Annotated in this window: 18 protein-coding genes; 10 read left to right on the forward strand and 8 right to left on the reverse strand. The window is 68.7% G+C overall.

Annotation, left to right across the window (positions count from 1 at the left end; translation table 11 throughout):
- Positions 1 to 45: 45 nt before the first annotated feature.
- Both AB0J95_RS05850 and AB0J95_RS05855 read left to right on the forward strand, forming a co-directional pair.
- Positions 46 to 942, forward strand: a complete 897-nt coding sequence (locus tag AB0J95_RS05850) for an ABC transporter ATP-binding protein (protein WP_364752827.1) — start codon at positions 46 to 48, stop codon at positions 940 to 942.
- A gap of 122 nt (positions 943 to 1064) precedes the next feature.
- Complete coding sequence (locus AB0J95_RS05855; protein WP_364752830.1) at positions 1065 to 1706, forward strand: hypothetical protein; 642 nt, start codon at positions 1065 to 1067, stop codon at positions 1704 to 1706.
- Here the strand turns inward: AB0J95_RS05855 and AB0J95_RS05860 are convergent, their stop codons facing one another.
- The 3 genes from AB0J95_RS05860 to AB0J95_RS05870 are packed head-to-tail and all read right to left on the reverse strand — an operon-like array spanning position 1707 to position 5777.
- On the reverse strand, positions 1707 to 2522 hold the full coding sequence (locus AB0J95_RS05860; RefSeq protein WP_364752832.1) for an SAM-dependent chlorinase/fluorinase: 816 nt from the start codon (positions 2520 to 2522) through the stop codon (positions 1707 to 1709). It lies immediately after the preceding gene.
- Between the two features lie 43 nt (positions 2523 to 2565).
- Positions 2566 to 4299 (reverse strand): ABC transporter ATP-binding protein, encoded by a 1734-nt coding sequence (locus AB0J95_RS05865; protein ID WP_364752835.1) that lies wholly within the window; start codon positions 4297 to 4299, stop codon positions 2566 to 2568.
- Entirely contained in the window at positions 4296 to 5777 is a 1482-nt protein-coding gene (locus AB0J95_RS05870) for an ABC transporter ATP-binding protein (RefSeq protein ID WP_364752837.1), read from the reverse strand. The genes AB0J95_RS05865 and AB0J95_RS05870 overlap by 4 nt, the downstream gene beginning before the upstream one ends.
- Before the next feature lie 147 nt (positions 5778 to 5924).
- Between AB0J95_RS05870 and AB0J95_RS05875 the strand changes: the two genes are divergently transcribed.
- From AB0J95_RS05875 to AB0J95_RS05885, 3 genes are all read left to right on the forward strand, one after another.
- Positions 5925 to 6800, forward strand: coding sequence for a phosphoribosylaminoimidazolesuccinocarboxamide synthase (locus tag AB0J95_RS05875; RefSeq protein WP_364752840.1), 876 nt, complete (start codon positions 5925 to 5927; stop codon positions 6798 to 6800).
- An 83-nt stretch (positions 6801 to 6883) separates the two neighbouring features.
- A complete protein-coding gene (locus AB0J95_RS05880) occupies positions 6884 to 7570 on the forward strand; it encodes a DUF2334 domain-containing protein (protein WP_364752843.1) in 687 nt (228 codons plus the stop codon).
- 11 nt (positions 7571 to 7581) lie between these two features.
- Positions 7582 to 7980, forward strand: coding sequence for a VOC family protein (locus tag AB0J95_RS05885; RefSeq protein ID WP_364752845.1), 399 nt, complete (start codon positions 7582 to 7584; stop codon positions 7978 to 7980).
- Here the strand turns inward: AB0J95_RS05885 and AB0J95_RS05890 are convergent, their stop codons facing one another.
- Genes AB0J95_RS05890 through AB0J95_RS05900 form a run of 3 tightly spaced genes read right to left on the reverse strand, consistent with a single transcriptional unit; the run spans position 7981 to position 9956 of the window.
- Positions 7981 to 8319: a TfoX/Sxy family protein gene (locus AB0J95_RS05890; protein ID WP_364752848.1), complete on the reverse strand. Its 339-nt coding sequence runs from the start codon at positions 8317 to 8319 to the stop codon at positions 7981 to 7983. It lies immediately after the preceding gene.
- Positions 8320 to 8350: 31 nt separating this feature from the next.
- A complete protein-coding gene (locus tag AB0J95_RS05895) occupies positions 8351 to 8989 on the reverse strand; it encodes an MBL fold metallo-hydrolase (protein ID WP_364752850.1) in 639 nt (212 codons plus the stop codon).
- Positions 8990 to 9023: 34 nt separating this feature from the next.
- Positions 9024 to 9956, reverse strand: a complete 933-nt coding sequence (locus AB0J95_RS05900; RefSeq protein WP_364752852.1) for a DUF5937 family protein — start codon at positions 9954 to 9956, stop codon at positions 9024 to 9026.
- Between the two features lie 79 nt (positions 9957 to 10035).
- Between AB0J95_RS05900 and AB0J95_RS05905 the strand changes: the two genes are divergently transcribed.
- Together AB0J95_RS05905 and AB0J95_RS05910 are read left to right on the forward strand one after the other, a co-directional pair.
- A complete protein-coding gene (locus tag AB0J95_RS05905; RefSeq protein ID WP_364752855.1) occupies positions 10036 to 11106 on the forward strand; it encodes an MFS transporter in 1071 nt (356 codons plus the stop codon).
- Positions 11107 to 11135: 29 nt separating this feature from the next.
- On the forward strand, positions 11136 to 12632 hold the full coding sequence (locus AB0J95_RS05910) for an aldehyde dehydrogenase family protein (protein ID WP_364752856.1): 1497 nt from the start codon (positions 11136 to 11138) through the stop codon (positions 12630 to 12632).
- Between the two features lie 41 nt (positions 12633 to 12673).
- Here AB0J95_RS05910 and AB0J95_RS05915 read toward each other — a convergent pair whose 3' ends face one another.
- Both AB0J95_RS05915 and AB0J95_RS05920 read right to left on the reverse strand, forming a co-directional pair.
- Positions 12674 to 14227: a GMC family oxidoreductase N-terminal domain-containing protein gene (locus AB0J95_RS05915; protein ID WP_364752859.1), complete on the reverse strand. Its 1554-nt coding sequence runs from the start codon at positions 14225 to 14227 to the stop codon at positions 12674 to 12676.
- A 41-nt stretch (positions 14228 to 14268) separates the two neighbouring features.
- Entirely contained in the window at positions 14269 to 15234 is a 966-nt protein-coding gene (locus AB0J95_RS05920) for an NAD-dependent epimerase/dehydratase family protein (RefSeq protein ID WP_364752861.1), read from the reverse strand.
- Positions 15235 to 15354: 120 nt separating this feature from the next.
- On the opposite strand from AB0J95_RS05920, the gene purS reads away from it, so the two are divergent.
- The 3 genes from purS to purL are packed head-to-tail and all read left to right on the forward strand — an operon-like array spanning position 15355 to position 18532.
- The gene (gene purS / locus AB0J95_RS05925; RefSeq protein ID WP_364752864.1) at positions 15355 to 15594 is read left to right on the forward strand and encodes a phosphoribosylformylglycinamidine synthase subunit PurS; all 240 of its coding nucleotides are present in this window, start codon (positions 15355 to 15357) and stop codon (positions 15592 to 15594) included.
- On the forward strand, positions 15591 to 16268 hold the full coding sequence (purQ, locus tag AB0J95_RS05930) for a phosphoribosylformylglycinamidine synthase subunit PurQ (protein WP_364752867.1): 678 nt from the start codon (positions 15591 to 15593) through the stop codon (positions 16266 to 16268). The genes purS and purQ overlap by 4 nt, the downstream gene beginning before the upstream one ends.
- The gene (gene purL / locus AB0J95_RS05935) at positions 16265 to 18532 is read left to right on the forward strand and encodes a phosphoribosylformylglycinamidine synthase subunit PurL (protein WP_364752870.1); all 2268 of its coding nucleotides are present in this window, start codon (positions 16265 to 16267) and stop codon (positions 18530 to 18532) included. Before purQ ends, purL begins: the two co-directional genes overlap by 4 nt.
- Position 18533 lies beyond the last annotated feature (1 nt).

An 18533-nucleotide genomic window follows, 5' to 3' on the forward strand; every position in this document is an offset into this window, starting at 1 on the left:
CCGGTTTTCACTTGTGCTGCAGGGTGTCTCGGAGCGTGACGCCCGGTGGACACACAACGCAATACAAATCGGGACGAAAACACCTATCCGGACGAGACGGTTCTACCCTTTGGCGGCGAATCAATGGTCGGGTCGGGCACTATGGGTTCTGTGCTCGTCGTTGAGTCGGTGCGGAAGCGGTATTCGCGTGGCGGCCCGTGGGTTCTCGACGGGGTCGACCTGACCGTCGAACCCGGAGTGATCACGGTGCTCGTGGCCGGTAACGGTGTCGGGAAATCAACCCTGCTGCGAATAGTGGCGGGCGCGTCCCTGCCGACCTCCGGGCGGGTTGTCGGGCGGCCTCGGGTCGTGGGGTACGTCCCGGAGCGAGCGCCGACGGCGATGCGGATGACCGCTCGGCAGTACCTGTCGCATATCGGGCGGATGCGGGGGATGTCGCCGGGCGAGGTGGCTTCGCGGATTGATTCGCTGGCTTCGCGGCTGGAATTGGTGCCTGGGGCGGATGTGCCGATCTCGTCGCTGTCCAAAGGGAATGGGCAGAAGGTCGCGGTGATGCAGGCTTTCCTGGTGCCGCCGGAGCTGCTGGTGGTGGATGAGCCTGCGACGGGGCTGGATGCGACGGCGACCGCCGAGTTGACGCGGTTGATGCTGGAGGCGGAGCAGGATGGGGCCGCGATCTTGATGAGCGCGCATCAGAGTGCGGTTCCTGCGGGCGGGCGGTTGTTTCGGCTCTCCGCGGGGCGGATTGCCGCGGAGGTTGGGCGGGGTATGCGGGTTACCTTGCGTGCCACCAAGTCCGGCTTGTCCATAAAGGACTTCGCGGGCCTGGCCGACGTGCTGATCGAGGAACCGGGCCAGGTCATGCTGCACACCGACGAGCCGGACAAGTTGCTGTTGCGGGCCTTGCCTGAGGGCTGGTCATTGGTGGAGGCCAAGCCATGACTGACGGCGTGTCCCCCTCTCCTCCGTGCCGTGTCCCCCTTTTGTCGGGGGTGTGTCCCACGTTCGGCGATGCCGTGTTCCACGTTCGTCGGCCCCGAGTTCTCCGTGGTGGAGGGTGAGTTGTGATTCGGTATCTGGTGGCGGATGTGGTTCAGGGGCAACGGTGGATCGCGCCCGCGTTGGTGTTCGTGGCGGCGGCGTTGGTGAGTACGCCGACGAGTGGGCCGGTGTTGCCGACGTATGCGATCTCGGCGGCGGTGATGGTGCCGGTGGCGATGTGGTTCACGATTGTGGTGTTCCACAACGAGGAACCGGCGCAGGCGGCGATCACGATGGCGGTGGTGGGTGGGTTCAACCGGGTGTGGCCCGCGAAGTTGCTGACCTCTTTCCTGGTGTCGTTGGTCGTGAGTGCGGTGGCTTTTGGGTATGTGACGATCAGTACGATTCCGCAGCAAACTCCTGTGCTGCTGGGGGTTGGGGTTCTTGACTACCTGATGTGCGCGGTGGCGGGGGTGGCTTTTGGGGCGTTGATCAGCCGGCCGGTGGTGCCGAAGATCGCGTGGACCGTGTTGCTCGGAGTGGGGATTTCGTTGGGACAGCTGCTTATCCGGCACGCACCGCCGGTGAACGCGATGATCCAGCTGTATGCCGGGGATGCGCCGCTGGCTTCGGTGGGGTCGTTGCTTGTGATCGCGTTGGAAACCGTTGTCCTCGCGGCGGTTGTGGTGGTCGCCGCGAGAACGTTGACGCGGCAGCGGACCTAGCTAGCGCTCGATCTCGGCGATTGCGTTGCGCTGGCTGACCATCAGCAGCGATGACGCGAAGCCTCGGTTGACCGCTATGGCCACGTGGCCGGAGGAGTCGACGAACACCAGCGCCTCACCGGGTTCCACGTCGTCGAAGGTCCGGCCGATGGTGGCATCGACCTGGTGCATGCCGACCCGCACGCGCACGGACGCACCCGGGAGCAACAGGCCGGTCGCGATGATGTCGCGGACGGTCGCGGCGAGCTGGACGTTGCCGAAGTGGTCCACCGACAGGACCTCGGAGGTCAGCTTCTGGTTGGCGATCGTGACCTTGGGGTCCGGCAACTGGATCAGCTCGTCGGTGTCCAGCTCCGGGCCGAAGTCGGCGGGGGCCACGCCCAGCGCCAGGTGGGCACCGGCCGGCGCGAAGATGTCACGGCCGTGGAAGGTGTGCGACACGCTGGGCAGGCGGTACTCCTCGGCGATGAGGTCGTAGGCGGCCTCGATGCCGCCCAGCGCCTCGGCCGCCGGGAGCAGGAGGCCGTTGTCCGGGCCGACCAGGACGCCGTCCTTGGCGGCGATGACGACACCCCGCCGGGTCGAGCCGACGCCCGGGTCGACGACGGCGACGTGGACGGCGGGCGGCATGAACGGCACGACCTGGGCCAGCACGGACGCACCACGCCGGACGTCCTGTGGGGGCACGGCATGGGAGATGTCGATGACCTGGGGCTGTGGCGCGATGCGGGCGATCACCCCGCGACATGCCGCCACAAAGCCGTCGGCCAGCCCGTAGTCGGTGGTCAACGTTATCCAGTCATACGCCATGCGCATTCATACCGTGTTGCGGTGTGTACTCGCCGCAAGCCCCACCGGACTAGGCCGACAATGTCTCCACTAGGTTTGCGTATGACCCCTTTCTTGTCATCAGTTCGTCGTGCGTGCCGAGCTCGACGATCCGGCCGCCGTCCATGACCGCGATCCGGTCCGCGTCCTTCGCCGAGGCCAGGCGGTGTGCGATGGCGATCACGGTCCGTCCTTCCAGGACCGCGGACAACGACTGCTCCAAGTCCCGGGAGGCCGACGAGTCCAGCAGGGACGTGGCCTCGTCCAGAACCAACGTGTGTGGGTCGGCGAGAACCAGCCGTGCCAGCGCGATCTGCTGAACCATTGCCGGAGCCACCGCCTCGCCGCCCGACCCGACCAGGGTGTCCAGCTGCTGCGGCAGGTTCTTGGCCCAGTCCTCGGCGTTCACCGTCCGCAACGCGTTCCACAACTCGTCATCGGTCGCCGGACGCGGCAACGTCAGGTTCTCCCGCAGGGTTCCGGCGAACACGTGCTGTTCCTGGGTCACCAGAACGACTTCGCGGCGCCTGCGCTCCAGCGGCAGGCTGCTGACCTCGACGCCGCCGATCGTCACCTCGCCCTCGCCGGGGGCGTTCACCCCGGCCAGCAGGCGGCCCAGGGTGGACTTGCCCGCGCCGGACGGGCCGACGATCATCAGCCGCTCACCCTCCACAATGTCCAGATCGATCCCGTGCAGGATCTCCCGGCCCCTGGTGTAGGCGAACTTCGCGCTGCGGACCTTGATGTGCGTGCCCACCGGCCGAACGTCGGCGTCCCCGTCGTCGGGCCGGATGCGTTGCACACCAAGGATCCGCCGCAGGGCCGCGTTGCCGACCTGCAACTCGTCCAGCCAGCCGAGCACCTCACCCAACGGCTCGGCCATCGCGCGGGCGTACAGCACGACCGCGGTGATCTCGCCCAACCCGGCCAGGCCGTTGGTATATGCGAGGCCACCGATCAACAGAATCGCCGCGATCGGCAGCAGGTAGGCGACGTCCAAGGCGGCCAGGAACGTCGACCACAGCTTGCTGCAGTAGTTCTCGACGTCGATCGCCTTGTCCAGCAGCCGGTCGTTGGCGCCGACCCGCTTCTGCCGCAACCGCAGGGCTTCCAAGGTCCGGCCGCCTTCGGCCGTCTCGTGCGTGTTGGTGTGCACGTCCGCCCACAACGCCAGCGCCTCTTGGTACTTGGGCAGCACCTTCGGCCGGTACCAGCGCGCCGCGCCGACCATGACCGGGACCGCGACCAGCATGCCCAGCGCCACGATCGGGGAGGTGACCACCATCGCGACCGCGGTCAGCGCGACCGTCACGGACGCGATGGTGATCTCCGGCGCGGCCTGGCGCAGGCCCTCGTCCAGTTTGTCCACATCGGACGTTGCGCGGCTCAGCAAGTCGCCGGTGCCGGCGGACTCCACGGTCGACAGCGGCAGCTGAACCACGTGCCGGACCATGCCTTCGCGGGCCTCCGCGAGCAGCCGCTCGCCGAACACCGCGGCCCGCATCCGTGCCCAGCCCTGCAACACCGCGTGCAGGGCGAGCACGGCCACGAACACCAGCACGGTCACGTCGATCCGCCAGGTCGTCGTGCCCGCGACCACTGCGTCCACCAGGTCACCCAGCAGCTGCGGACCCACCAGGCCGACGATGGTCGCGATCCCGAACAGCGACATCATCCCGAGGAACGCGCCGCGGTTGGCCGTGGTCACCCGCCACAGCCAGGCCCGGACGTCCCGCCGCCCGGCCAACGGAAGTGTTGTACTCATGGGGTGTACACCTTGTCCGCCACGTGTTTCCACAGTGGACTTTGGCTGAGCACGATGGTGGTACGGCCGCGCCGCAGCTCGGCCACCCGCTCGACGATCCGGGCCTCGGTGTGCGCGTCCACCGCCGAGGTCGGCTCGTCCAGCACGAGGACGTCCGCGTCGAAGCTGAGCGCACGGGCCAGCACCATCCGCTGACGTTGTCCCCCGGACAAGGTCCGGCCGCGTTCGGCGAGGTGCTCGTCGACGCCGTTCTCCAGGCCGTCGACCACATCCATGGCGTCGGCGACCCATAACGCGGTGCGCAGATCCACCGACCGGCCCATGTCGATCTCGTCGGCCAGCCGCCCGGAGAACAGCAGATCCTGGTTGTGCGCCACCAGGATCCGGGCACGCACCTCGTCGAGGTCCGCGTCCTTCAAGGCAACCCCACCGGCGCTGACATCGGCGTCGACGTACCGGCCGAGCCGGTCCGCCAGCTCCGGGTCCGCACCCGTGATGACGGTCAACTCGCCTGCGGCACAGTCGATTTCGCCCTCGCGCAGGCCGAACGACCCGGCCGGGAGCGGCCGAGGGTCGGCCGGGGACGTGAGCGTGGGCGTCAGGCTGACGATCGCGCAGGCACGTGCAGCGGCGACGCGGGCCTCGTTGAACCGGTGCACCGCCTCACCGACGACCCCGACCGGCACGTTCAGGAACGCCGAAACCCCGAAGAAGGCAACGAGTTCACCGACCGAGATGTCCCCGGCAAGTGCCAGCCGCGCACCCAGCCAGGTCACCAGCGCGATGACCAGCCCGGGCAGGAAAAGCGCCACACCGGCGATCCACGAGTCCATCTTGCCCGCGGCCACACCGGCCTGCCGAACCCGCTGGCTCACCTCGGCGAACCGCGCGGTGAACTGCCGTTCGCCGCCGATCCCGCGCAGAATCCGCAGGCCCGACACGATGTCCGCGGCAACGGCGGTGGCCGTGCCGACCTCCTCGCGGTGGGCCTCGGTGCGTTTCTGCAACGGCTTGAGCAGCGGCATGAAACCGAGCGTCGCCAGCGGAATGCCCACCAGGACAACGAGTCCGAGCGTGGGCGAGGTGCCGATCAACGTGATCGCCACGACGGCGAACGCCACGACCGACCCGGTGAGCCGGCCGGCGACCTCCATCACCCCGGCGATGCTGTGCAGGTCGGACGCGCCGACCGCGACGATCTCACCGGTCTTGATCTTCTGGGGTAACGCCGCGCCCAGGCCGGTCGCGTGCCTGATCACGGTGTTCTGCAGAATTCGCGCGCTGGTGAACCACGCCTGGTCGCCGCAGCGCGTCAGCATGTACGTACTCGATGAGAGCACCACGCCGAGCGCGAGCAGCGCAACGATCCACAGCAGCAACGCGGGCGTGTTCCGAGCGGCAATGCCCTGGTCGATGGCCTCACCAATGGCCAACGGCACCAGGGCGAGCGGAACCATCCACAAGGAACCGAACAACATGGCCAGCAACAGTGGCCGCTTCGCGCCTCGCGCGATCCACCACAGGAACCTCAGTGGTGTCTTGGGGGCGGTGCTGAGTCAATAGTGGTGCATACCGGGCAAGCTACCCCGCGCGCCCGGCCGAAGCCACGCAATTAAGCTCGTCCCGTGCCGACCCTCACTGAGTATCCGCAGGTAGCCGCCGGGAAGGTGCGCGAGCTGTACGCCGTGGACGACGACCACCTGCTGCTGGTCGCCTCCGACCGCATCTCCGCGTACGACTACGTGCTGCCGACGACCATCCCGGACAAGGGGCGCGTGCTCACCGCGATGAGCGTGTTCTGGTTCGAGCTGCTCGGCGGGCGCAACCACCTGGTGTCGTGGGACGACCCGCGGATTCCCGAGTCGGTGCGCGGCCGCGCGTTGGTGGTGCGGCGGCTGGAGATGCTGCCGGTCGAGTGCGTGGCTCGCGGTTACCTGACCGGGTCGGGCTTGATCGACTACCGGAAGACCGGGTCGGTGTCGGGTGTCGTCCTGCCGCCGGGGCTGGTCGAGGCGTCCCAGTTGCCGGAGCCGATCTTCACGCCGTCGACCAAGGCCGAGGTGGGCCAGCACGACGAGGCGATCGACTTCGACACGGTGGTCTCGCTGGTCGGCGCGGAGGTGGCCGCTCAACTGCGGGACGCCACGATTTCCGTTTACACGCGGGCCGCGGAGCACGCTTTGTCGCGGGGCATGATCCTCGCGGACACCAAGTTCGAGTTCGGGCTGGACGCCGACGGGGAAATCGTTCTCGCCGACGAGGTGCTGACGCCTGATTCGTCCCGTTACTGGGCGGTAGATGGATATTCCGAGGGTGTCGTTCAGCCCGCTTTCGACAAGCAGCTGGTCCGCGACTGGCTCACTTCCCCGGTGTCGGGCTGGGACCGTTCCTCGGGTGCCGAGCCGCCCGCTCTGCCTGTTGACGTGGTGGAACGCACCCGGGCGCGGTATATCGAGGCCTACGAACGGGTCTCCGGCCGGTCATTCGCCGACTGGCTCTGACCTTTTCGTGAGTTCGGCCAAATGGCGCTGGTTCGTTACCCGTTGGACAGGCATGCGCCATTCGGCTGATTTGTCATGGTGTGGTGTCCGCGCGTCTGGTGGTTTCGCTGTCCGGGATCGGGATCCGGACTCTGCACCGCTGCGTAGAACTGGCTGGAGAGCTGGACCTTCGGGGGGTCTCGCTCTCGCTGTTGTTCACGCCGCGAGTCGCGGGGTCGGAGCAGCACCCAGTGGTTGTGGATTGGGTGCGGCAGCGGCGCGCTCGAGGTGACGCGCTGCTGCTGCACGGATTCGACCACACCGCCCGGCGCAAGGCCGAGTTCGGCACCCTGCCCGCGCACGAGGCGGGCCTGCGGCTGACCGCGGCCAACCGATGGCTGGAACGGATGGGTTTCGAGGGTGTCGACGGCTTCGCGCACCCCACCGCCTCGCCCGGCACGCTGACCGCCTTGCGCGACAAGGGGTTCGTGCTGTGCGCCGAGTCGACGCGGGTGCACGACCTGCGGAACGGTTTAGTCCACAAGGGACGGTCACACGGGCTTTCCCACGGCGAGCGGGTGGAGACCTGGTCCTGTTTCGCGCTGGTGCTGAGCGTCGCCCGGGCCGCCCGCCGCGGCGGCCTGGTCCGGTTGTCCGTCGACGCAGCCGACCTCTCCCGCCCCGGCCCGCGCCGCGCCATCCTCGACGCCATCGACATCGCCACCCACCACGGCGCCGAGCCGATCACATATCGTGGGGTTACCCAACGATTGGGTGCCCCCATCGGTTAGGGTCGGGGCCCATGGACCTCAGCCAGGTGCGCCTGATCACCGACGACTTCCGCGCGATGTACCTGTTCTACAAGGACGTCATCGGCCTGAAACCCCAGTTCGAGACCGAGACCGGCCCGTATGTCGCCTTCAAGCCCGACCTCGGCAGCGCCCTCTCGCTGCACTCCCGCACCGAGCTCTCGGCCGTCATCCCCGACCTCCAGCCCCACGGCGGCGACAACGCCCTGATCTCCCTGCGGGTCGACGATCTCGACGCCTACCTCGCCACGCTGTCCGTCCCCACCACATCGCCCGTGGTCCTGGACGACCGCATCAAGGTCGCCTACCTCCGCGACCCCGAAGGCAACCTCCTCGAACTCCAGCAATGGCTGGTCACCCGCTCCGGCGCCCCCGTCCCGCCCGCGCAGTAGCTACTTCTTCTTGGCGGGCAGGGAACGGGCAAAACCCACGCCGCGGGCGACCCACTTCTTCAGCTGGGTGGCGGTGCGCAGGGCGGCGGGGTCGACGCGGAGCCAGCCGGTCATCTCACGGCCGCGCATGACCATGGGGAAGACGTTCTTGTCGTCGATCAGGGCATCGCCGTCCTCGGGGGCGACCCGAACCAGCAACCCGCCCTGGCCGCTGGCCGCCACCGACATGTTCCCGTTGATCAGGAACGCCAGCCCGCCGAACATCCGCTGCTCGGCGAGCCCTTTCTCGCCGGCCACCAGTTCGCGGATCCGGTCGGCGAGGTGTTCGTCATAGGCCATTGCAGGATCATGCCTCCCGCATCGGCCCAGCTCAACCGATGTTGGTGGGTTCGCCGTGCTCGAGGACGCGGACCGTGGTCTCTTTCGGGCCGAGGTCGGTGAGGCGGCCGGTGAACAGCTGCGGCACGGTGGTGACGGCCATGTGGATCGGGATGGCGATGCGGGGCTTCACCATCCGGAGGTAGTCGACGGCCTCGCTCAGCTTCTGCCAGGGCGCGGCGGCGGGGATGCCCAGCACGTCGATGGTCTGATCGGGCCGGAAGAACGAGTCGCCCGGGTGGTAGAAGGCGCCGTCGTCCAGGACGTAGCCGACGTTCGGCGGCACGGGGACTTCCGGGTGGATGATGGCGTGGTTGCCGTTGACGGCGTTGACCTGGGTCGAACCGACGGTGAGGGTCTCGCCCGGCAGCGCCACGCGAGCGGTGAGGCCAAGGGCGGCAACGGTTTCCGCCGACGCCGGGTCGGTGATCAGCTCGACGCCGGGGTTGGCCGCGACCAGCGCGGGCAGCCGGTCCGGGTCGAGGTGGTCGGGGTGCTGGTGGGTGACCAGGATCGCGGTCAGCTCCCGCGCGTCCTCGAACCCCTGGGAGAACGTGCCCGGGTCGAACAGCAGCCGGGTGTCGCCGGTCTCGGCCAGCACGCATGAGTGTCCATAGTGGACGAACTGCATCGTCGGTCCCTTCGGGTCGGTCCTGCCGCCGACACTACGCCGTCGCCGACACGAGTTCATCGCCGAGCGGGCTGCGCCGGTACTGCACGCTGCGGCCCACCCGGTGCCCGTGCAAAAGCCCCGCGGCGGACAACGCGGTCAGATGCTCGGAAACGGTGCTCGGTGCCACCCCGAACCGCGCGGCCAGCGCCGTCGTACTCGCGGGCGAACCCAAGGAGCGCAACAACAACGCCTTCGTCCGCCCGATCACGCCCGCCAAGGCGTCGGCCGTCGCCGACGGCACGTCGTCCCACAACGTCGCCGTCCCGCGAGCCGGGTACACAAGGGACGGTTGCCACGGCGGGACCGTCATCATGCCCAGCCCGGTCGCGAAAACGCTTGGCACCAGCTGCAAACCCCGCGAGTCGAGCCGCAGGGTCGAGCTGAACCGGGTGGGCACGAGAATGCGCGGCCCGTCGACGGCGACGCCCGGATGGATCCCGGTCAGCACGGCCGCGAGCCCGCCAGATCCGAACTGTCGCCGCCGGTAGTCGTGGTCGGCGTCCAGAATCGCCCGGATCCGCGGCCACAACGGCGCGATGAACGTGTCCCAGCAGGCGCGCATCTGCGTGGCGAGCACATCGCGCGCCACCGCCGGATCGAGCGAAGGCATATCCCGGCCGGCGACCGACATCCCGATCTCCAGGGCGACCTGATCGAGCGGCGTGGCCCGCACCGCCGCGAGCTGGGCCTCGACCGTCGTGGCGGTCGGTGGGCTGAGGAAGTCGGGGAAGTAGACGTCCCCGGTGATCAGCTCGACCAGTTCGGGCGCGTCCAGTCGATGGCGCTGAGCCGTTGCCCACCGGGCATGCACCGGCGAGCGCCCCGGCCGGTTGAGAATCCGCACGGCATGCAGGACCTCCTCCAGCGGCGAGATCCCCAGCCGGATGTGGTTCGCGCCCACCTCACCAGGCACAACCTCGATCACAGCCACCTCACGGCCTGTTGGATTCGGGTATAGCCGAATCAGTGTCGCACTGGGTACGCCGAGCTGCACGGTCGGCGGTATGAACCGGGGTTTCTGGCAGTGGCTGGTGGCGGCTCAGTTCGTGCGGCTGCCGTCGATGATGGCGCCGTTGGCGTTCGCCGTGCTCGCGACGCAGGTGACGGGGTCGTACCGGCTTGGCGGGCTGATGATGGCCGTGTTCGTGGCGTCCGAGGTGGTCGCGGCCGGGCCGGTCGGGCGGTTGCTCGACCGGGTCGGGGTCGCGCGCGGGCTGCGGGTGCTTCTGGTCGCCTGCGCCGCCGTGCTGTGCGGGCTGTTGATCACCATTCCCGTGGTCATGGTGGTGTGCACGGCGCTCGCGGGGATGCTCGGTGGCGGGATGTCCGGGGCGATCCGGGCGCTGCTGGCGAACACCGTCGGCGACAACATCGAACGGGCGGTCTCGATCGACGCCATGGTCATCGAGGTCGTCGTGGTCACCGGGCCGTTGCTGGTCGCGGTGCTCGGACCGGTCGGCGGCATTCTGGGGATGGCCGGGTCCTACCTGATCGGGGCATTGCTTGTCCCCCAGGCAACAGCTACGCGGAAGCACGGTCCGCGTCCGCCGCTCGGGTCCATCGCGAAATGGCTGGCCTGCGCGTTCGCGTTCGGCCACCTGCTCAGCACCATCGAGGTGGCGTCGTTGCCCCTCGGGCAACGTCTGGGCGGCGGACCGGTCACCGCGGTGATCGTCGTGGCGGTGTTGACGGGCGCCAGCATCGCGGGCGCGGCCGTGTACGGCTGGCGACGTCCTGAGCTGCCGCCGTCGCTGTTCCTGGGTGGGATGGGGGTCGGCGCCGTCCTGGTCGGGCTCGGCGACAACTGGCCGGTGCTGGTAGCTGGCCTAGTGACTGTAGGTATCTGCACGGGCCCGTTAAACGCGACCATGTCCCTCCAGTTGCAACGGACACTGCCTGAGGAACGACGTGCGGAAGGCTTCGGCCTTGTGTTCACCGCACAGGCGTCCGGGTTCGCGCTGGGCTCACTCTCGGTGTCCGCCTTCCCGCTCGCGTTCGCCCCGATCATCGCCGCCTGCCTGGCGTTGCTCGGCAGCGCTCTGGTGCCCGTCGCCAAGCCGGTTACTGTCGAGTAGCCTCACGGTCAGGCAACCAGGAGGCGCACATGACGACGGTGCAGTCCGCGCAGTCCGCGACGGAGACCTTCGACTCGTTGAACCCGGCGACCGACGAGGTGGTCGGCAGTTACCCGGTGCACACCGAGGAAGACGTCGCGGCCGCGGTGGCGCGAGCCCGTGCGGCGTCGAAGTGGTGGAACTCGCTCGGCTTCGACGGCCGCGCCGAGCGGCTGACCCGCTGGAAGGGCGTGCTCACCCGCCGGGCCGCACAGCTGGCCGAGGTCGTGCACCAGGAGACCGGCAAGCCGCACTCGGACGCGATGATCGAGCTGATCCTGGCCATCGACCACACCGCGTGGGTGGCCAAGAACGCCCGCAAGGTGCTCGGCCCCAAGCGCCGCTCGGCCGGCCTGCTGATGGCCAACCAGTCGGCCACCGTGGAGTACCAGGCGCTGGGCGTGATCGGCGTGATCGGGCCGTGGAACTACCCGGTCTTCACCCCGATGGGCTCGATCGTCTACGCGCTGGCCGCGGGCAACGCGGTCGTGTTCAAGCCCAGCGAGTACACCCCCGGCGTCGGCCGCTGGCTGGTCGACTCGTTCGCCGAGGTCGTCCCCGAGCAGCCGGTGTTCCAGCTGCTCACCGGGTTCGGCGCGACCGGCGCGGCGCTCTGCCGGTCCGGTGTGGACAAGCTCGCGTTCACCGGTTCGGCCGGGACCGCCCGCAAGATCATGGCCGCCTGCGCGGAGACGCTGACCCCGGTGCTGATCGAGGCGGGCGGCAAGGACGCCCTGCTCGTCGACGCCGACGCGGACATCGACGCCGCCGCGGACGCCGCGGTGTGGGGTGGCATGTCCAACGCGGGCCAGACATGCGTTGGCGTGGAACGGGTTTACGTGCACGAGAAGGTCTACGACGAGTTCGTGGCCAAGACCGTGGCGAAGGCCAAGACGGTCCGCGCGGGCTCCGACGCGGGCGCCCAGATCGGCCCGATCACCATGCCCAAGCAGATCGAGATCATCCGCAACCACATCAAGGACGCCCTATCGCGCGGCGGGAAGGCACTGGTCGGCGGCGAGGACGCGGTCGGCGACAAGTTCGTCCAGCCCACGGTGCTGGTGGACGTGCCCGAGGACTCGATCGCCGTGCAGGACGAGACCTTCGGCCCGACCCTGACCATCGCCAAGGTCAAGGACATGGACGAAGCGGTCGCGAAGGCCAACGACTCGCGCTACGGCCTCGGCGCGACCGTGTTCGCCAAGCGCCGGGCGATGGAACTGGCCCGCAGGCTGCGGTCCGGCATGACCGCGGTGAACTCGGTGATCAGCTTCGCCGCGATCCCCTCACTGCCGTTCGGCGGCGTCGGCGACTCGGGCTTCGGCCGGATCCACGGCCCGGACGGCCTCAAGGAGTTCACCCGGGCCAAGGCCATTGCGCGCCAACGCTTCCGCCCGCCGCTCGCGCTGACCACGTTCGCGCGCACCGAGAAGACGGACGCCGCCGTGGCCAAGCTGATCACCCTGCTGCACGGCAAACGCAAGTAACCACGGAAAAGGGCCCCGCTCAGCCGAGCGGGGCCTTTTCGCTATGCGTTCTTCACCAGATCCGCGGCTTTTTCGCCGACCATGATGGTGGGGGCGTTGGTGTTGCCGCGGGGGACGGCGGGCATGACCGAGGCGTCCGCGACCCGGAGGCCTTCGATGCCGTTCACCTTCAGCTCCGCGTCCACGACCGTGCCGATCGCGCACGTGCCGACCGGGTGGTACAGCGTCTGGGTCTGCTCGCGGATGTGCTGGGCGAGTTCGGCGTCGGTCAGGTCCAGGCGCTCGGGCAGGAACGGCTTGTCCAGGTAGCGGGCCAGGGCCGGGCGCTGACCGATCTCCCGCAGTACCCGCAGGCCCGCGACCATGGCGTCCATATCGGACGTTTCGCTGTAGTAGGCCGGGTCGATCGCCGGCCGCCACTCCGGGTTGGCCGACCGCAGCCGCAACCGGCCGCGGCTCGCGGGCGAGACCATGGTCGCCGCCGAGGTGAAACCGCGAACGGTCGGCTCGTGCATTCCGTTGTCGTAGAACAAGGTCGGCGCGACGATGAACTGGATGTCCGGCGCCGCGAGGTCTTCCTGGGTGCGGATGAACGCGCCCGACTCGCCGATGTTCGACGCCATCGGGCCGCGGCCGGTGACCTGCCACTGCACCAGCCTGCGCGGGTTGGCGTAGTCGACGATGTCGGTGGTCTTCTTGGTGCTCCACAGGATTCCGGCGGCCGGGTGGTCGTGCAGGTTCTCCCCGACCTCGTCCAGGCCGACGACCACGTCGATGCCGAGCTCCCGCAGGTGCGCCGCGGGACCGATGCCGGACAGCATCAGCAGCTGCGGTGAGTTGACGGCACCACCGGACAGCACGACCTCGGCGTTCACAGTGGACGTCACCAGGGAGCCGTTGTGCAGGTAGGTGACGCCGGTCGCGCGGCCCGACGACGTGACGATCTTGGTAGCCAACGCGTTAGTGCGCACTGTCAGGTTGGGGCGAGTCATGGCAGGCCGTAGGTACGCGTCGGCTGTGGACCAACGACGGCCGTTGTGACAGGTCACCTGGTACTGCCCGGCGCCCTCCTGCTCAGCGCCGTTGAAGTCGTCCGTCGGCTTCATACCCCACGCCACAGCCGCGTCGACCCACGCGCGGGACAGCGGGTGCGTATAACGGCGGTCCTCGACGAACAGCGGTCCGTCGGTGCCATGCAGGGGACCGCTGAGCCGTGTGTTGTGCTCGGCCCGTTTGAAATAGGGCAGAACGGACTCCCAGTCCCAGCCGGGCGCGTTCCAGCCGTCGTAGTCCGCCGCGTTGCCGCGGATGTAGATCATGGCGTTCATCGACGAGCACCCGCCGAGCGCCTTCATCCGCGGCCAGTACGACGTGCGGTCATCCATGTGCTTCTGCGGGACGGTCTCGTAGTTCCAGTCCCATTTGGTCTTGAACAGGCTGGAGAACGCCGCCGGGATGTGGATCTCGTCGGCGGTGTCCTCCCCGCCCGCCTCGAGCAGCAGCACGCTGACGCCGGGATCCTCGGTCAACCGGTTGGCGAGCACGCATCCGGCACTGCCCGCGCCTACCACGATGTAGTCGAACGTCTCGGTCACGACGCCTCCAATCGGCCCACCGACCGATCCTGCCCCAGGGTTCAGATCCGCGAAAGCACCTCGTTCTCTTCTGACGGAGTCAAGCCGGCCTTGCGGGGCCGGTCCAGGCCGAGCTCGCGCTCGTACATCAGCGCGCTCGCGGCCGCCTGCGCCACGGACCTGAACCGCAGCCCGGCCTCGATGGCCGGCTGGACGTCCCAGTCGCGCTTGAGCAGGTGGTCCTCCGGGATCCACAGCGGCAACGACTTCGGCCCGGCCCAGGCGTTCACGCCGAGTGCGAGCAGCTTCTCCTCGGCGACGGGCACCATCTCCACGTCGCCGCCGGCCACCGCGTGGATCTCCTTGAGCAGCGCGCCGAACGGGATCGGCAGGCCGGCCGCGTTGAACGTGCCGCCGATCCGCTGTTCCGCGCCGGTCACGATCCACGACGCCAGGTCGTCGACATCCAGGTGGTGGGTCGCCTGATCGGGGGAATCTGGGATGACCGCCCGGCCGGTGCCCGCGAGCCGGGCCGGCCAGTAGCCGAACCGGTCGGACACGTCGCCACGCCCGGTGATCAGCCCCGCCCGGACGATGAACGCGTCCTCGCCGTACACCTCGCGGACCGCGTTCTCGCTGGCCACCTTGATGCCGCCGTAGTTCTCGTACGAGCCAGGGGCGGCCTGCTCGTACACGGCCTCCTCGAGCGGGTCCGCCACGCCACCGGTGCGGTACTCCGAGTACGCGCTGATCGATGAGACGAACGTCCAATGCTTCGCCTTGATCGTTCGCACCGCCCGCTGGACGTGCGGGAACGAGATTTTGGCCACGTCCACGACCGCCTCGAACTCGACGTCCGCGAGGGGCGCCAGACCGTCCGGATCGTCGCGGTCGACCTTGATCAGCGGGGCCGGTGCCCCGTTCGTGCTACCCCGGGCCGCGCAGGTCACGTCGTGTCCCCGGCGAACCGCCTCGGCCGCGATGGCAGACCCGAGGAAGACCGTTCCCCCCAGAATGAGAAGTCGCATGTCAGCCATCCTTACTGTGACCCGGGCCATTCCGCCACGCTGCTCGCGCAGGGCGAAACTCCCTGGTCAGGTACTCTTCGCGGGTAGCCGTCACCCCTAGTAAGTGTGGGAGTAACGACCGTGGCCCGTGTCGTCGTCGACGTAATGCCCAAGCCGGAGATCCTCGACCCGCAGGGACAGGCGGTGGCCAAAGCGTTGCCCCGTCTGGGTTTCCAAGGTGTCACCGAGGTTCGCCAAGGCAAGCGGTTCGAGCTGGAGGTCGACGACGATGTCGACGACGAAACGCTGACCAAGATCGCGAGCGGCCTGCTCGCCAACACCGTGATCGAGGACTTCACGGTTCGGCGGGTGGAATCGTGACCGCCCGGGTTGGGGTGATCACCTTCCCTGGCACGCTGGATGATCAGGACGCGGCGCGCGCGGTGAAGTACGCGGGCGGCGAGGCCGTCTCGCTCTGGCACGCGGACGCCGATCTCCGCGGCGTGGACGCGGTGATCGTGCCCGGCGGGTTCTCCTACGGCGACTACCTGCGCTGCGGCGCGATCGCCCGGTTCGCCCCGGTGATGGGCCCGGTGATCGAGGCCGCCGCCAAGGGCATGCCGATCCTGGGGATCTGCAACGGGTTCCAGATCCTCTGCGAGGCGGGTCTGTTGCCCGGCGCGCTGGTTCGCAACTCCGCCATGCACTTCGTCTGCCGCGACCAGTGGCTGAAGGTGGACAACACCAGCACCGCCTGGACCACCCGGTACGACCAGGGCGCGGAGATCCTGATCCCGCTGAAGTCCGGCGAGGGCGGCTATGTCGCCGAGAAGCCGGCGCTGGACGAGCTGGAGGGCGAGGGCCGGGTCGTGTTCCGGTACGCGGGCGGGAACCCGAACGGCTCGCTGAACGACATCGCCGGCATCACCGACGCACGCGGCCGGATCGTGGGCCTGATGCCGCACCCCGAGCACGCGATCGACGCGCTCACCGGGCCGTCGGACGACGGGCTGGGCATGTTCTTTTCCGTTCTCGACGCACTGGTGGCGGCATGACACTCGACACGGTCAAGCACGCGGAGTCCACTCCGGACACCGAGCAGCCCTACCGCGAACTGGGTCTCAAGGACGACGAGTACCAGCGGATCCGGGACATCCTGGGCCGCCGCCCGACCGACGCCGAGCTGGCTATGTACTCGGTGATGTGGTCGGAGCACTGCTCCTACAAGTCCTCCAAGGTGCACCTGGGCTACTTCGGCAAGACCACCACCGAGGAGATGCGCTCGAAGATGCTCGCCGGCATCGGCGAGAACGCGGGCGTGGTGGACATCGGCGACGGCTGGGCGGTGACGTTCAAGGCCGAGTCGCACAACCATCCGTCCTATGTGGAGCCGTACCAGGGCGCCGCGACCGGTGTCGGCGGGATCGTCCGCGACATCATGGCGATGGGCGCCCGGCCGCTGGCGGTCATGGACGCGCTGCGGTTCGGTGCCGCGGACGCGCCGGACACCCGCCGCGTGCTGCCCGGCGTCGTCGCCGGCGTTGGCGGGTACGGGAACTGCCTGGGGCTGCCGAACATCGGCGGTGAGGTCGTCTTCGACCCGACCTACATCGGCAACCCTTTGGTGAACGCGCTTTGTGTGGGTGCGATGCGGGTCGAGGACCTGCACCTGGCGCACGCCTCCGGCACCGGGAACAAGGTCATCCTGTTCGGCGCCCGGACGGGCCTGGACGGCATCGGCGGCGTGTCGGTGCTGGCCAGCGACACGTTCTCCGGCGACGAGACCGGGCCGGGGCGCAAGAAGCTGCCCTCGGTGCAGGTCGGCGACCCGTTCACCGAGAAGGTGCTGATCGAGTGCTGCCTGGAGCTGTTCCAGAAGCGGATCGTGGTCGGCATCCAGGACCTCGGCGGTGCCGGGCTGTCCTGCGCGACCAGTGAGCTGGCCGCCGCCGGTGACGGCGGGATGCACGTCGTGCTGGACAGCGTTCCGTTGCGCGCCAAGGGGATGACCCCGGCGGAGATCCTGTCCTCGGAGTCGCAGGAACGGATGTGCGCGGTCGTCCGGCCGTCCGATGTGGACGCTTTCATGGCCGTGTGCGCCAAGTGGGACGTGACGGCGACCGAGATCGGCGAGGTCACCGACACCGAGCGGCTGGTCATCACCTGGCACGGCGAGGTCGTGGTGGACGTCCCGCCGCGGACCGTCGCGCACCAGGGCCCGGTCTACCACCGGCCGATCGAGCGGCCCGCGGACCAGGATGACTTGCAGGTTCCGGCTTCCTTGCCGCGGCCGCAGGCGTCTGAGTTGCGGGACTTGGTGGTCCGGATGGCCGGATCGCACAACCTGGCCTCCCGCCGGTGGGTCACCGACCAGTACGACCGCTATGTCCGCGGTGGCACTGTTCTCGCGCAGCCGTCGGACTCGGGGATGATCCGGATCGACGAGGAGACCGGCCGCGGGGTCGCGCTTTCGCTGGACAGCAACGGCCGGTACTGCAAGCTCGATCCTTACGAGGGCGCGAAGCTCGCTCTGGCTGAGGCGTACCGGAATGTGGCCGTCTCCGGGGCGACGCCGGTGGCGGTCACGAACTGCATGAACTTCGGGTCGCCGGAGGATCCCGGGGTGATGTGGCAGTTCGAACAGGCCGTTCGCGGGCTGGCCGACGGCTGCGTCGAACTCGGGATTCCGGTCACCGGCGGGAACGTGAGTTTCTACAACCAGACCGGGACGACGGCGATTCTGCCGACTCCCGTTGTCGGTGTGCTCGGAGTCATCGACGACGTCCGTCGCCGGATTCCAACGGGAATTGGCGCCGAGGCGGGCGAAACCCTGATTCTGCTGGGTGACACGCGGGACGAGTTCGGCGGGTCCGAATGGGCGCACGTCGTACACGGGTCGTTGAGCGGGTTGCCGCCGAAGGCCGACCTCGCGCGGGAGAAGCTGCTGGCGGAGATTCTGCGGTCCGGGTCCCGCGACGGAATGGTCTCCGCCGCGCACGACCTTTCCGAGGGTGGCCTCGCGCAGGCTCTCGTCGAGGCCTGCCTGATCGGTCAGACCGGGGCTCGCGTTTTCCTCGACCCCGACCAGGACGCTTTCGTGCAGCTGTTCTCGGAGTCGGCCGGGCGGGTGATGGTCGCCGTGCCGCGGACCGAGGAGCTGCGGTTCACCGACATGTGCTCCGCTCGCGGCCTGCCCTGGCGCAAGCTCGGTGTGGTCGACCCGGACGCCGGTGCACTGGAGATCCAGGACATCGGCACGTTCACCCTCGATGAGCTGCGGACCGCCTGGGAGTCGACGCTCCCGGCGTTGTTCGACTGAG

Origin of the sequence: Actinocrispum sp. NPDC049592, from assembly GCF_040675465.1 — a bacterium.
In the GTDB taxonomy this organism is placed as follows: Bacteria; Actinomycetota; Actinomycetes; order Mycobacteriales; family Pseudonocardiaceae; genus Kibdelosporangium.

Excerpts from the sequence above, each read along its gene's own strand:
- AB0J95_RS05860 (WP_364752832.1), bottom strand. The coding sequence starts at position 2,522 with ATGCGCATGGCGTATGACTGGATAACGTTGACCACCGACTACGGGCTG.
- AB0J95_RS05865 (WP_364752835.1), bottom strand. The coding sequence starts at position 4,299 with ATGAGTACAACACTTCCGTTGGCCGGGCGGCGGGACGTCCGGGCCTGG.
- AB0J95_RS05870 (WP_364752837.1), bottom strand. The coding sequence starts at position 5,777 with ATGTTGTTCGGTTCCTTGTGGATGGTTCCGCTCGCCCTGGTGCCGTTG.
- AB0J95_RS05885 (WP_364752845.1), top strand. The coding sequence starts at position 7,582 with ATGGACCTCAGCCAGGTGCGCCTGATCACCGACGACTTCCGCGCGATG.
- AB0J95_RS05890 (WP_364752848.1), bottom strand. The coding sequence starts at position 8,319 with ATGGCCTATGACGAACACCTCGCCGACCGGATCCGCGAACTGGTGGCC.
- AB0J95_RS05895 (WP_364752850.1), bottom strand. The coding sequence starts at position 8,989 with ATGCAGTTCGTCCACTATGGACACTCATGCGTGCTGGCCGAGACCGGC.
- AB0J95_RS05905 (WP_364752855.1), top strand. The coding sequence starts at position 10,036 with ATGAACCGGGGTTTCTGGCAGTGGCTGGTGGCGGCTCAGTTCGTGCGG.
- AB0J95_RS05910 (WP_364752856.1), top strand. The coding sequence starts at position 11,136 with ATGACGACGGTGCAGTCCGCGCAGTCCGCGACGGAGACCTTCGACTCG.
- AB0J95_RS05920 (WP_364752861.1), bottom strand. The coding sequence starts at position 15,234 with ATGCGACTTCTCATTCTGGGGGGAACGGTCTTCCTCGGGTCTGCCATC.
- purL (WP_364752870.1), top strand. The coding sequence starts at position 16,265 with ATGACACTCGACACGGTCAAGCACGCGGAGTCCACTCCGGACACCGAG.